The organism is Mesorhizobium sp. Root157 (genome assembly GCF_001427385.1).
Lineage (GTDB): Bacteria > Pseudomonadota > Alphaproteobacteria > Rhizobiales > Rhizobiaceae > Mesorhizobium.
The window spans coordinates 119,737-132,034 of record NZ_LMGJ01000012.1 but is presented as its reverse complement, the minus strand read 5'-3'; the positions used below and the strand labels follow the sequence as shown (position 1 = coordinate 132,034).

Here is a 12,298-nt window from a genome sequence, read left to right as displayed (position 1 = left end):
GCGGCGCGGCGTCGATGTTGAGTATGCAAATGCAGCCTGAAAAACCCGACGAACTGGTCGAGACGATTTTCCGCAATGGCACGCTCACCGTGGTCGGCATCGTGCTGGCTTTCTCGCTCGGCTTCGTTACTCATTGGGCGGCCAACCCCATACCGTGGCAGCCCGAGGACGGCTTCGCGCTGCTGCCGATCCTTGTCGGCATCGCCCTTCAGATCAAGGCGCTCTCCGACCTTCTCAAGCATCAATGCCTGATGAAGCAGCGCTTCGAGCGGGCCAACCGCATTTTCATGGTCGGGCTGCTGTTGACCAGTGGCGGCGTTGCCCTGGCAATCCTGTTCGACTTCTTCGAAGTCTCGAAGATCGCCAAGCTGGTCGGCTGACGACCTCGCCTCAAGAACCCGAGCGAACGGCCATGGTGGCGACGCCGGCCCCGATGAGAAGCGAACCGCCGGCACGGTTGAAGATGCGGATCGCCCTCGGATTGCTCACCAGGCTGCGCGCCCTTGAAGCGACCAGCGCGTAGCCAAAGGCATTGGCGAAGGCCAGCGCCAGGAACGTGCTTTCGAAAATCATCATCTGTGTCACGAAATCCGTGTGGCGGTCGATGAACTGCGGCAGGAACGCCACGAAAAAGGTGATGCTCTTGGGGTTCAGCGCCGTGACCAGCCAAGCGTGGGCCATCATCCTTGCTGACGAGACGGCATCGGTTCGCGGTTCGGCGTTGAGCGTTCCACCGGCGCGGAACAGCTTGATGCCGAGATAGACAAGATAGGCAGCGCCAATCACCTTCAGCACCGTGAATACGCTCGCCGATGCAGCCAAAAGCGCGCCGATCCCCAGCATCGACAGCGTCATGGCGGTGAAGTCGCCCAGTGCCACGCCGACCGACATCGGCAAGGCGGTACGCCAACCCTGGCCGAGCGCATAGGAAACGACAAGCAGGATGGTCGGGCCGGGAATGACCAGAAGGACCATCGAGGCGGCGGTGAAGGCGAGCCAGGCTTCGAAAGACATCGTTCTCTCCGTTCAAGAGGAAGGATAAATCCCTGCCTTCCGTCTCCTGTAAAGACCCACCGCTAACCCCGTGCGGTAATCGCGCGCGCCACCGGCGCAGTTAAGCCGGGGACTTTCATGTTTTGTAAACCATGTCTGCCGAAAATACCGCTCAATGGCCGCCCTCCGGTTGCGGCAATCCTGCAAGGTAAAGCGTAGATGTCCGAGTTGCAGAACAAGCTGCCTTATCCCCTGTTCGACGCGCCCGATGTCCGCGAAACGCCGGTTGCTCGCCGCGCGGTCCTTCGCGGTATCGGCGCCACCGCCTTGCTGGCGGCCAGCGGCTGTACCTCGATGGAATTCCCCGCACTGGAACTCGACAGCACGACGACCGGCTCGATCCGCTCGCTCAGGCCGGCCATCAGCGTCGACAAGCAGATTACCAGCCCCGAGGTCATGTATGCCGGGTTGACCGACGGCGGCTTTGCCGTGCCGGAGGTCCCTTATCTTAAGGTCGATCCCAAATTCCGCCGCCAGATCGTCGTCGATCCGACCGGCGAGGCGCCCGGCACGCTTGTCGTGCATACCCAGGAGCGGTTCCTCTACCTCGTCCAGCCGGATGGCGAAGCGATCCGCTATGGTGTAGGCGTCGGCAAGGACGGTTTCCGCTGGTCGGGCCGCGCCAACATCCAGTACGGACGCGAATGGCCCACATGGACGCCGCCGCGCGAAATGATCGCCCGCAAGCCGGAACTGGTGAAGTGGCAAGGCGGCCAACCCGGCGGACTCGACAACCCGCTTGGCGCCCGCGCCCTCTACATCTACCAGAACAATCAGGACACAGGCTACCGCATCCACGGCTCGCCGGAATGGTGGAGCATCGGCAAGGCGATGTCGTCTGGCTGCGTGCGGCTGATCAATCAGGACATCATCGACCTCTACAGCCGCGTGTCGAAAAAGAACCCGGTCGTCGTCGCCTGAAATAAAAATATTCAACCGATTTAATTGGTGTTGCGCAGCCAACCCGGAAGCGCGATTGTGCAGGCGATCACGCCGGAGACTTGATCGATGTCCGAGACATTCGTCATCGCACAAGGCGGTGGGCCCACCGCCGTCATCAACCAGACCCTGGTGGGCGCCGTGCTCGAAATCCGCAAGCGGCACCCCGGCGCGCATGTGCTCGGCTCGCGCCACGGCGTGCGCGGCATTCGCGACGGCGATTATGTCGATCTGAGCGACATGCCCGAGGCCCAGTTGCGCCTCATCGGGCGAACCCCCTCCGCCGCACTCGGCTCGACCCGCGACAAGCCGGACGCGGCCTATTGCGAGGTGATCCTCAAAGGGTTGCGCAAGGCCGGCGCCGATGCCTTCATCTATATCGGCGGCAACGACACCGCCGGCACCCAGCAGATCCTGACCGATGCAGCCGGCGGCGGCATGGCCTTCGTACATGCGCCCAAGACCATCGACAACGATCTCGAGGAAAACGACCACACGCCGGGCTTCATCTCGGCGGCAGAGTTCGTCGCCGGCGCCTTCCTGTCGGTCGATCTCGATTTCCGGGCGCTCCCCGGCATCTATGTCGGCATCGTCATGGGCCGCCACGCCGGCTTCCTCACCGCCGCTGCGGCAGCGTGGCGCGCGGACGAAGACAGCGGCCCGCACCTTGTCTATGTGCCGGAGCGCGCCTTCGAGGTGTCCCGCTTCGTCGACGACGTGCGCGCCACGCTCGACCGTCACCGGCGCTGCATCGTCGCGGTTTCGGAAGGCGTTTCCACGGCAGACGGCAAGGCGCTTGTCGAAAGCCTCGTGCCGCCCGACAGGCTGGAGCGCGACGCGCATGGTAACGTCAAGCTTTCCGGCAGCGACCTCACCGCCGCGCTCGAACAGGCGCTGGCAACGCACCTGCCCGGCAAACGCGCCCGCGTCGATGCGCTCGGCTACATGCCGCGCGGCTATGTCGGGGCCATCAATCCGGTAGACAGCGAAGAAGCCTTCAAGGCCGGCGCATTCGCGGCAATGGTCGCGGGCGAAGGCGGCGGCTCGGTCGCGCTGCAATTCGACGGTCGCCAGACCGTGCTGAAAAAGGTGCCGCTCGACCACGTCGCCGGCAAGACCCGCCACATGCCGGACGACTTCATGCAGCCCGACGTCCACCAGCTTGCCGCACCCGCCTACGATTACCTGAAGCGCCTGATCCCGGCAAAGTACCAGATCGGGCGGCCATTCGTCTGATGCGAAACTGGTTTTCCAGGCGCAAGGTCGATGCCGTCACCACGCATCTGACCGAGCCCTACGTCAATGCCTATATGCGCGCCAACATCTGGCATGTCGCAGGCCGCGACGCCGACCTGCTCATCGATACCGGCATGGGCATCTGTGCGCTCGCACCGGAAATCCCGACGCCTCGCGGCAAGCCGCTGATCGTCGTCGCCACCCACATCCATCTCGACCATGTCGGCTCGCTGCACGAGTTTGCGTATCGCGCCGGGCCTGCCTGCAGCGCCGCCGAATTCGCACGGATGAGCGACGGCGCGACCTACGCGCACATGTTCCGCGCCATGGCGGACGCCGTCTCCGAACTGCCGAAACCGGGCTGGAGCGCGGCGGACTATGCAATCAGGCCGGCACCGCTGAACCGAACTCTCAGCGAAGGCGACGTGGTCGATCTCGGCAAGCGCCAATTCAAGGTGCTGCACCTTCCAGGCCACTCGCCGGACTCCATCGCCCTGTTCGACGAGGCCGACGGCACCTTGTTCAGCGGCGACGCCGTCTACGACGACACGCTGATCGACGATTTGCCGGATTCGGACCGCGCCGCCTATCGCCACACCATGCAGCGTTTGCTCGACCTGCCGATCCGCATCGGCCATGGCGGCCACGGGCCAAGCTTCTCTCGCGACCGCATGCGCGAAATCGCGGCAAACTATCTCAAGGATACTGCCGATCTGTAGCGGTCAGCCGACCGCCTCGTCCCAGCCACTGACGGCCTTGACCTCAAGGAAGTCCTCAAGCCCCCATTTGCCGCCCTCGCGGCCAAGGCCCGACTGCTTGTAGCCGCCGAACGGACTGCCATAGGGGCGGCTGGCGCCATTGATCTGCACCATGCCGGCTCTCAGCTTGCGGGCCACGCGCTGCGCCCTCACCTTGTCGCCGGATTGCACATAGGCGGCGAGCCCATAGGGCGTGTCGTTTGCGATGGCCACCGCATCGTCTTCCGTGTCGAACGGGATCATCGCCAGCACCGGTCCGAATATCTCCTCGCGCGCAATGGTCATGTCGTTGTTGACGTCGGCAAAGATGGTCGGGCGCACATAGTAGCCGCGATTGAAGCCTTCCGGCCTTCCCAACCCGCCGGCCACCACCCGCGCGCCTTCCTTGATGCCCTTTTCGATCAGGCTCTGCACTTTGGTGAACTGCACTTCCGAAGACAGCGGGCCGATGTGGTTGCCGTCGTCGGCCGGACTGCCGACCTTGACGGTGGCGGCGACATCGGCGGCAATGCCCACGGCGCGGTCATAGACCGGGCGTTCGACCAGCATGCGGGTCGGTGCGTTGCACGACTGGCCGGTGTTGTTGAAGCAGTGGCGCACGCCGCGCTTGATTGCCGCCTCAAGATCGCTGTCGGCAAAGACGATGTTGGGCGACTTGCCGCCCAGCTCCAGCGCCACGCGCTTGATCGTCTCCGACGCCGCCTTGGCAACGGCAATGCCGGCGCGGGTGGAGCCGGTGAACGACATCATGTCGATGCCCGGATGGCGCGACATCGCCTCGCCGACCTGCGGCCCGTCGCCATTGACCATGTTGAACACGCCAGCCGGGAAATTCGCTTCTTCCATGATCTCGGCAAAGACCACCGACGAGATCGGCGCGACCTCCGAAGGCTTCAGCACCACGGTGCAGCCTGCCGCGAGCGCCGGCACCACCTTCAGCGTCACCTGGTTCATCGGCCAGTTCCACGGCGTGATCAGGCCGCAAACGCCGATCGGTTCATGCACGATGCGCTCACCGCGATTGTCGTCGCTCAGCGGCGCTTCGAACGTGTAGTCCCTCAATGTGCGGATGAACGCCTCGATATGGCCTGCGCCGCTTGCCGCCTGCGATTCGAAGGCCAGCTTGATCGGCGCGCCCATCTCGTCGGAAATCGCCTTGGCCATGTCGCCCATGCGGGTCTTATAGACCTTGAGCAAGCGCTCCAGCGCTGCCAGCCGCTCTTCACGGCTGGTCACGCTCCAGCTTTCAAAGGCGCGCCGTGCCGCGGCCACCGCCTTGTCGACATCGGCGCCAGAGCCCATAGAGATGACGGCAAAGGGTTGCTCGTCGGCCGGGTTGATGACCTCCAGTTCATTCGCCACTGCCGGAGCGACCCATTTTCCGTCGATGAAGAAATCCGTCTTGCGCAGCATCGTATCGCTCCTGTTATCGCGGTCGAGCGAGTGTCTACCCAACCGTCAATCCGGTCGTGGTTCTAGGCTCCGCTGCCTTGCCCCTCAAGCTTCACCCGCCCGATATGGGTGTGCCACGCCCGAATGGCAAAGGCCGGCGGGAAAGCCGCCGGCCCGCATCCCACAATGGTCACGATCACGCCACTTCGGCGACCGCACCGTTGAGCGCGAAAGAGTGGCCGTTGCCGTCAAAGATGTGCAAGTCTTCCGCATTGGCGGCCAATTTCAAGATGCTGCCGCGCGCGACTTCGACATTGCCGGGCAACTTGGTCACCAAGGGCTGATCGCCACGCCCGATATCGACATAGACAAGCTGCACCTCGCCCAGTTGCTCGACATAGTCGACCTTGCCCTCGAACAGATAATCCTTGCCGGTGGCAATGAACAAATCCTCGGGCCGCACGCCGAAGCTGATCGCCGCTCCCTCGGCCTTCGCCGGCGAGGCGATCGGCACCGTGGCCTTGCGCCCGCCGACATGCTCCACGATCGTCGTCTTGCCGGCCTTGCTGACGGTCGCCGGGGATATGTTCATCGCCGGCGAGCCGATGAACTGGGCCACGAACAGATTGCCCGGCTTCTTGTAGAGGTCCATCGGCGTGCCGACCTGCTCGATATGGCCATCCTTCAGCACCACGATGCGGTCCGCCAATGTCATCGCCTCGACCTGGTCGTGAGTGACATAGATCATCGTCGTGCCCGGCATGGATTCCTTCAGCTTGGCGATCTCGATGCGGGTCGCCACCCGCAGCGCCGCATCGAGGTTCGACAACGGCTCGTCGAACAGGAACACCTTGGGATTGCGCACGATGGCGCGGCCGATGGCGACGCGCTGGCGCTGCCCGCCGGAGAGAGCGCGCGGCAGGCGGTCGAGATATCTGGTCAGTTGCAGGATTTCCGCCGCCTGCTTCACCCGCCGGTCGATCTCCGCCTTGTCCTCGCGGGCGATCTTCATGCCGAAGGCCATGTTGTCGTAAACGGTCATGTGCGGGTAGAGCGCGTAGGACTGGAACACCATGGCGATGCCGCGCTTCGACGGCGGCACGTCGTTGACCCGTTCGCCGGCGATACTGAGTTCGCCCGAACTGATCTCCTCCAGCCCGGCAATGGTCCGCAGCAACGTGGATTTTCCGCATCCGGACGGCCCGACGAAGACGATGAATTCGCCCGATTTGATGTCGAGGTCGATGCCGTGAAGAATATGCACGCTGCCGTAGGATTTCTTCACTTGCCTGAGCGTCAGATCGGCCATGATTTCCTCCCGTTGAACAGTCCCGGAGCGGTCGAAACGCTCCGGCGTTTTGTTTTGTTCAGGCGAAGCGCCCGAACCAGGCACCGTAACCTCCAAGCCGCACCTTGCCTTCCGTTGCCTGACCGGACAGGCCATGTCCCGGCAGCGGCTGCAATGAGCGTCCGTCACCCACGCCTATTTCCGCCGGCGAACTGCCCAGATTGAAGGCGCATACAATCTGCTCGTTGCCTTCGCGGCGCGTGAAGGCCACTACGTCGCCTTCGCCGGCGAGGAATTCGATGTCACCCTTGGCAAACGCCGGATGCGCGTTGCGGAAAGCCAGGAAGCGGCGGTAGTGCTCCAGCAGCGAGGCTTCATCGCCCTGCTGCGCACTGACCGCGCTGGCCAGATGCTCGGGCGGCACCGGCAGCCAGGGCTTTGCCGTCGAGAAACCCCCATTCGGCGCACTTCCATCCCACACCATCGGCGTGCGGCAACCGTCGCGGCCCTTGAATTCGGGCCAGAAGCGGATGCCGTAAGGGTCCTGCAAATCCTCGAAGGCGAGATCGGCTTCGGTCAGGCCAAGCTCTTCGCCCTGATAGATGCAGACCGAGCCGCGCAGCGACATCAGCAACGCCGACACCACCTTGAGATAGGCGGTGCGGTCGGCTTCGCCGGCTGCCCAGCGCGAAGCGTGGCGCATCACGTCGTGGTTGGAGAACGCCCAGCACGACCAACCGTCGCCGGCGACCTTGCCGAAGGTTTCCAGCACGGTCCTGACTTTGGCGGCGCTGATCTTTTCCGGTGCAAGAAAATCGAAGGCATAGCACATGTGGACGCGCTTCTCGCCGGCCGTATAGGCCGCCACCACCTCCAATCCGCGCTGGGAATCGCCAACCTCGCCCACGGCGGCGGCAGCCGGATACTCATCAAGCAAGGCGCGGAAGCGCTCGAGGAAGCCCAGATTCTCCGGTTGGCTCTTGTCGTAGAGGTGGTCCTGGTAGTTGTAGGGATTGACGGCAGGTGCTGTCTGGTCGTTGCGTTGGTCGGGCGGCAGAGCCGGGTTGTTCTCCAGCCCCTCGGAATGAAAATAAAAATTGATGGTATCGAGGCGAAAGCCGTCGACTCCGCGCTCCAGCCAGAACCGGGTTACGTCCAGCAGCGCATCCTGCACCTCGCTGTTATGGAAATTGAGGTCCGGCTGCTCAGCCAGGAAATTGTGCAGGTAGTATTGCTGGCGTCGCGTGTCCCATTGCCAGGCCGAACCGCCGAAGATCGACAGCCAGTTGTTGGGCGGGCTGCCGTCCGGCCTGGCGTCGGCCCACACATACCAGTCGGCCTTGGCATTGGTGCGGCTGGCGCGGCTCTCCTTGAACCAGGGGTGATCGTCGGCGGTGTGCGAAATCACCTCGTCGATCATCACCTTGAGGCCGAGCCGGTGCGCCTCGGCCACCAGCGCATCGAAATCCGCCAGCGTCCCGAACATCGGATCGACATCGCAGTAATCGGTGACGTCGTAGCCGAAGTCCCGCATCGGCGACTTGAAGAAGGGCGATATCCAGATCGCATCGACGCCGAGGGCCGCGATGTAGGGCAATCTTTCAATGATGCCCTTGAGGTCGCCGATGCCGTCGCCATTGCTGTCCTGATAGCTGCGCGGATAGATCTGGTAGATCACCGCGCCACGCCACCAGTCGCGATCGGGGGCAAGGGCCGGATTGTGGGCGTGTTGCGCCGCCTGCATGGAATCAGCCTCCCTTGACCGAGCCGGCGAGAAGGCCGCGCACGAAGTAGCGTTGCAGTGAGAAGAACACGATCAGCGGCACGATGATGGTGATGAAGGCCGAGGTCGTCAGGATTTCCCAATCGCCGCCGCGTGAACCCAAAAGCGCGTTGAGCTTGGCAGTCAGCACGATCTGGTCGGCCTCGGTGCCGAGGAACACCATCGCCACCAGAAGATCGTTCCAGACCCACAGGAACTGAAAGATGGCAAACGACGCCAGCACCGGAAACGACAGCGGCAGCACGATCTTGACGAATATCTCGAAATCGCTGGCGCCGTCGATGCGCGCCGATTCCATGACCTCGCGCGGCAGGCCGGCAATGTAGCTGCGCAAAAGGTAGATCGCGAAGGGTAGGCCGAAGCCGGTGTGCGCCAGCCAGATGCCGAGATAGGTTTTCACCGGCACGCCGAAGAACACGCCGACGCCGTTGTAGAGCTTGAGCAGCGGGATCAGCGACATCTGCAGCGGCACGACGAGCAGGCCGATGATGACCGCTATCAACAGCGCCCTTCCCGGAAAGCGCATCCAGGCCAGCGCGTAGGCGGCGAACGCCGCAATCAGGATCGGGATCACCGTGGCCGGGATGGTCACGGTCAGCGAATTCATGAAGGAGCGGCCGATGCCTTCGGAAAACAGCACCGTCTCATAGTTCTCGGTGGTGAAGCGCGGCGGGGCCGAGGAGGCGAAATAAACGCGCTGGCCGCGCTCGCCCTCGAACGCCTTGGGCGAGGCCATGGCGAAGCTGCCATCCGCGTTCAACTGCAAGGTGACGCCCTCGCCCAGGTCGGCAACCACGCCCGCTTCATACTGCGTCGGAGCAGCCGACCTGACACCGAAGGCGCTAATGCTGCGCACAGGCCCGTCGCCGAATATATTGCCTTCCAGAAAGAACTTGCCGTCCTTCTCGACCTGCGCCGAAGCCGGCGGCAGCCGCCCGGCTTCCGTCTGGCTGGACGAGACCACCGAATTCCACCAGCCGGAGGCGACGATCTGGTCCTTGTCGCGCAGCGACGATACCAGGATGCCGAGCGTCGGGATCGTCCAGATGACGACGAAGACAAGCACCGCCAGATGGACGCCGAAACGGCCGAGGAAGGATTTTCCGGTCGCCATCTCAGTGTCCTCCCGTTTCGCGGTTGGCCTGGCGAATGTTCCAGATCATGATCGGGACCACGGCGATCATGATGACGATGGCAATGGTGGCGCCGCGGCCGAAATCGCCGCCGCCACGGAACATCCAGTCGAACATCAGGTTGGCGAGCACCTGCGAATTCCACTGGCCGTTGGTCATGGTCAAGACGATGTCGAACACTTTCAGCACTAGTATGGTGATGGTGGTCCACACCACCGCGATCGTCCCCCATATCTGCGGGATCATGATCTTCCAGAAGATCTGGAAGGGGTTGGCACCGTCGATCACCGCCGCCTCCAGCGTCTCCTCCGGAATGCCGCGCAGCGCCGAAGACAGGATGACCATGGCAAAGCCGGTCTGGATCCAGATCAGGATGATCATCAGGAAGAAGTTGTTCCAGAAAGGGATGGAAATCCACACCTGCGGCGCACCGCCGAAAAACTGCACGATGGCGTTGAGGATGCCGATCTGGACCTGGCCATCGCCGCGATACTCATAGATGAACTTCCAGATCACGCTGGCGCCGACGAACGAAATCGCCAGCGGCAGGAAGATCAGGCTCTTGGCGATCGTGCCCCACCAGATGCGGTCGGTCAGCACCGCGATGACCAGCCCGAGGAAGGTGCAGGCCGCCGGCACCACCGCCAGCCACAGCACGTTGTTGAGGATGGAATTGCGGAACTCGCGGTCGCCCAGCGCCCATTCATAGTTGGCGAAACCGACGAAGCCGGTGCCGCCGCGGTCCATGAAGGAGAGCCGTAGCGTCTCGACGACCGGATAGATCAGGTAGACCGTCAGGATCAGCAGCGCCGGGCCGACGAACAGCCAAGGCCGGATGAACCCTTGCCGGCGCAGATTGTCGACCGCCGCCGCCCCCGTCACGCCGCGCGACGGGAAGACGATATCGAGCAGTTTGTTGGCTCCCCAGAAATAGGCAACGCAACCGCCGACGCCGACGAGGATGACGAAAATGGCCGAGAAAATCTGAGCTGCCATGGGTTCCTCCCCCGCGAGCGGTGCCGATTTCAATGGAGCGGCGTTCGCCTGATTTTGCCGCCTTGTCCCTGCGTGCAAAGCCGCTCCGCGTCATGGAACAGCCAGCGCCAGGCCGATTTTGCGCCCGCCAGGCGTGTCTCCAGATAAGCTGGCCCGAACCTTCAAGGTCCGGGCCAGCGCGCCCTGGGAGGCTGCGTCGCCCCTCGCCTGTGGCCCAAATCTACTTGATCGCGTCCCAGCTTTTCTGGATATCGGTGGCCACTGCCTCGGCCGGCTTGCCGCCGACAAGGTCGACCATGCCGGTCCAGAACGAGCCGGCACCGATCTTGCCCGGCATCAGGTCCGAACCGTCGAAGCGGAACGTCGTCGCATTGGCGAGGATTTCGCCCTGCTTCTTCAGCGCCTCCGAACCATAGGCTTCGGTGTTGGCGCCCTTGAAGGGCGTGACGAAGCTCTTCTGCGCCATCCACAGTTCATGCGCGAGCGGCATTTCCAGAAACTTGATGAACTCGCGCGCAGCCTTGGAATCCTTGGTGATCATCACCAGCGTGCCGGCGCCTAGCACCGGCTGGCCAAGCTCCGGCTTGGAGGCATAGGGCGGATAATAGAAGAAGTCCGCATCGACGCCGAGTTCCGTGCCTTCCGGGAAGAAGGAGGGAATGAAGGATGCCTGGTGATGCATGTAGCATTTCGGCGGCACCGCAAAGAGCCCCTTGGGACTGTCGCGGAAATCGGTGGCCGCCACCGCCGCGGCACCGCCATCCACCATCTTGTCGTCGGTCGCGATCTTGCCGAAGATATCGATGGCGTTGACCACCGCGGGATCGTTGAACGGGATCTCGTTCTTCACCCATTTGTCGTAGACCTCGGGCGTCTGCGTGCGCAGCATGATGTCCTCGACCCAGTCGGTTGCCGGCCAGCCGGTCGCGCCGCCGGAGCCGAGGCCGATGCACCAGGGCTTGCCGCCGTCGGCGATGATCTTCTGCTCAAGCGCTGCAAGCTCTTCCTGCGTCTTCGGCACCTCGTAGCCGGCTTCCTCGAAATTGTCGGGCGAATACCAGACCAGCGACTTCACGTCGGCCTTGTAGGGAAAGGCGTAGTAGCCCGGCTTGCCGTCCTTGTCCTTGTAGGTGCCGAGATCCACCCAGGACTGGCCAGCGCCGTAATTGTCCTTGACCCACGCGGCGACATCGTCGCCGAGAGGGGTAAGCAGGCCTTTCGAGGCAAGGTCCTGGATCAGTCCCGGCTGCGGCAGGATTGCAAGATTGGGCGGGCTGCCGGCCTGGGTGTCGATGACGATCTGCTGCTCGTAGTTTTCCGAAGATGAGTATTTCAGCTCGACGCCGGTCGCCTCGGAAAAATAGTCGAATACCGAACGCGCCAGCGCCTCGTCCTCGCCGCGCCACGGACCGAAAATGGTCAGCGTCTCGCCCTTCAGGTCCACCTTCTTGAGATCGTCGAAGTTCGCCCATTGGAAACGCTGATCCTCGCCCGGCTTGAACTTCAGCTCCGCATGTGCAGGCAGGCTCCACGCCAAGGCGACAAGGGCCGCGCCCGTCAAAAGCATCTTCTTCATCGGCTTCCTCCCGTTGGTGCAAGTATCGTGCGGAACCTCCATTCCGCGCGCCGAGGCCGCTTCACCGCCTTCAAGGCCAGAACCTGACTCTTTGAAGACATTTCAAAGCGCTTTGGTTGCTTTTATCTCGCCACCGAATCGACG

General features: G+C 63.1%; 11 protein-coding genes. 4 read left to right on the top strand and 7 right to left on the bottom strand.

Annotated features, from left to right (window positions below; translation table 11 throughout):
- Positions 1-29: 29 nt before the first annotated feature.
- Positions 30-380: a hypothetical protein gene (locus ASD64_RS08650; RefSeq protein ID WP_056104950.1), complete on the top strand. Its 351-nt coding sequence runs from the start codon at positions 30-32 to the stop codon at positions 378-380.
- Positions 381-390: 10 nt separating this feature from the next.
- Here ASD64_RS08650 and ASD64_RS08645 read toward each other — a convergent pair whose 3' ends face one another.
- Positions 391-1,014 carry a LysE family translocator gene (locus ASD64_RS08645; protein ID WP_056103727.1) on the bottom strand — a complete coding sequence of 208 codons (624 nt, stop codon included), beginning with the start codon at positions 1,012-1,014 and terminating at the stop codon, positions 391-393.
- A 198-nt stretch (positions 1,015-1,212) separates the two neighbouring features.
- Between ASD64_RS08645 and ASD64_RS08640 the strand changes: the two genes are divergently transcribed.
- The 3 genes from ASD64_RS08640 to ASD64_RS08630 all read left to right on the top strand — a co-directional run bounded on the left by ASD64_RS08640 (position 1,213) and on the right by ASD64_RS08630 (position 3,947).
- Positions 1,213-1,974 (top strand): L,D-transpeptidase, encoded by a 762-nt coding sequence (locus ASD64_RS08640; RefSeq protein ID WP_082549922.1) that lies wholly within the window; start codon positions 1,213-1,215, stop codon positions 1,972-1,974.
- A gap of 87 nt (positions 1,975-2,061) precedes the next feature.
- Positions 2,062-3,228: a diphosphate--fructose-6-phosphate 1-phosphotransferase gene (locus ASD64_RS08635; protein ID WP_056103722.1), complete on the top strand. Its 1,167-nt coding sequence runs from the start codon at positions 2,062-2,064 to the stop codon at positions 3,226-3,228.
- Entirely contained in the window at positions 3,228-3,947 is a 720-nt protein-coding gene (locus ASD64_RS08630) for an MBL fold metallo-hydrolase (RefSeq protein WP_056103719.1), read from the top strand. The genes ASD64_RS08635 and ASD64_RS08630 overlap by 1 nt, the downstream gene beginning before the upstream one ends.
- 3 nt (positions 3,948-3,950) lie before the next feature.
- On the opposite strand, the gene ASD64_RS08625 is transcribed toward ASD64_RS08630, so the two are convergent.
- The 6 genes from ASD64_RS08625 to ASD64_RS08600 form a co-directional block, all read right to left on the bottom strand.
- Positions 3,951-5,399: an aldehyde dehydrogenase family protein gene (locus ASD64_RS08625; protein ID WP_056103716.1), complete on the bottom strand. Its 1,449-nt coding sequence runs from the start codon at positions 5,397-5,399 to the stop codon at positions 3,951-3,953.
- 175 nt (positions 5,400-5,574) lie between these two features.
- Entirely contained in the window at positions 5,575-6,687 is a 1,113-nt protein-coding gene (locus ASD64_RS08620; protein ID WP_056103712.1) for an ABC transporter ATP-binding protein, read from the bottom strand.
- Positions 6,688-6,745: 58 nt separating this feature from the next.
- Positions 6,746-8,410 carry an alpha-glucosidase gene (locus ASD64_RS08615; RefSeq protein ID WP_056103709.1) on the bottom strand — a complete coding sequence of 555 codons (1,665 nt, stop codon included), beginning with the start codon at positions 8,408-8,410 and terminating at the stop codon, positions 6,746-6,748.
- Positions 8,411-8,414: 4 nt separating this feature from the next.
- Entirely contained in the window at positions 8,415-9,563 is a 1,149-nt protein-coding gene (locus tag ASD64_RS08610) for a carbohydrate ABC transporter permease (protein WP_056103706.1), read from the bottom strand.
- 1 nt (position 9,564) lies between these two features.
- Complete coding sequence (locus tag ASD64_RS08605; RefSeq protein ID WP_056103702.1) at positions 9,565-10,578, bottom strand: carbohydrate ABC transporter permease; 1,014 nt, start codon at positions 10,576-10,578, stop codon at positions 9,565-9,567.
- 220 nt (positions 10,579-10,798) lie between these two features.
- Positions 10,799-12,154: an ABC transporter substrate-binding protein gene (locus ASD64_RS08600; protein ID WP_056103699.1), complete on the bottom strand. Its 1,356-nt coding sequence runs from the start codon at positions 12,152-12,154 to the stop codon at positions 10,799-10,801.
- Positions 12,155-12,298 lie beyond the last annotated feature (144 nt).

Coding starts and splice junctions, on each gene's coding strand:
- ASD64_RS08650 (WP_056104950.1), top strand. CDS start 30: ATGCAGCCTGAAAAACCCGACGAACTGGTCGAGACGATTTTCCGCAAT.
- ASD64_RS08645 (WP_056103727.1), bottom strand. CDS start 1,014: ATGTCTTTCGAAGCCTGGCTCGCCTTCACCGCCGCCTCGATGGTCCTT.
- ASD64_RS08640 (WP_082549922.1), top strand. CDS start 1,213: ATGTCCGAGTTGCAGAACAAGCTGCCTTATCCCCTGTTCGACGCGCCC.
- ASD64_RS08635 (WP_056103722.1), top strand. CDS start 2,062: ATGTCCGAGACATTCGTCATCGCACAAGGCGGTGGGCCCACCGCCGTC.
- ASD64_RS08630 (WP_056103719.1), top strand. CDS start 3,228: ATGCGAAACTGGTTTTCCAGGCGCAAGGTCGATGCCGTCACCACGCAT.
- ASD64_RS08625 (WP_056103716.1), bottom strand. CDS start 5,399: ATGCTGCGCAAGACGGATTTCTTCATCGACGGAAAATGGGTCGCTCCG.
- ASD64_RS08620 (WP_056103712.1), bottom strand. CDS start 6,687: ATGGCCGATCTGACGCTCAGGCAAGTGAAGAAATCCTACGGCAGCGTG.
- ASD64_RS08615 (WP_056103709.1), bottom strand. CDS start 8,410: ATGCAGGCGGCGCAACACGCCCACAATCCGGCCCTTGCCCCCGATCGC.
- ASD64_RS08610 (WP_056103706.1), bottom strand. CDS start 9,563: ATGGCGACCGGAAAATCCTTCCTCGGCCGTTTCGGCGTCCATCTGGCG.
- ASD64_RS08605 (WP_056103702.1), bottom strand. CDS start 10,578: ATGGCAGCTCAGATTTTCTCGGCCATTTTCGTCATCCTCGTCGGCGTC.
- ASD64_RS08600 (WP_056103699.1), bottom strand. CDS start 12,154: ATGAAGAAGATGCTTTTGACGGGCGCGGCCCTTGTCGCCTTGGCGTGG.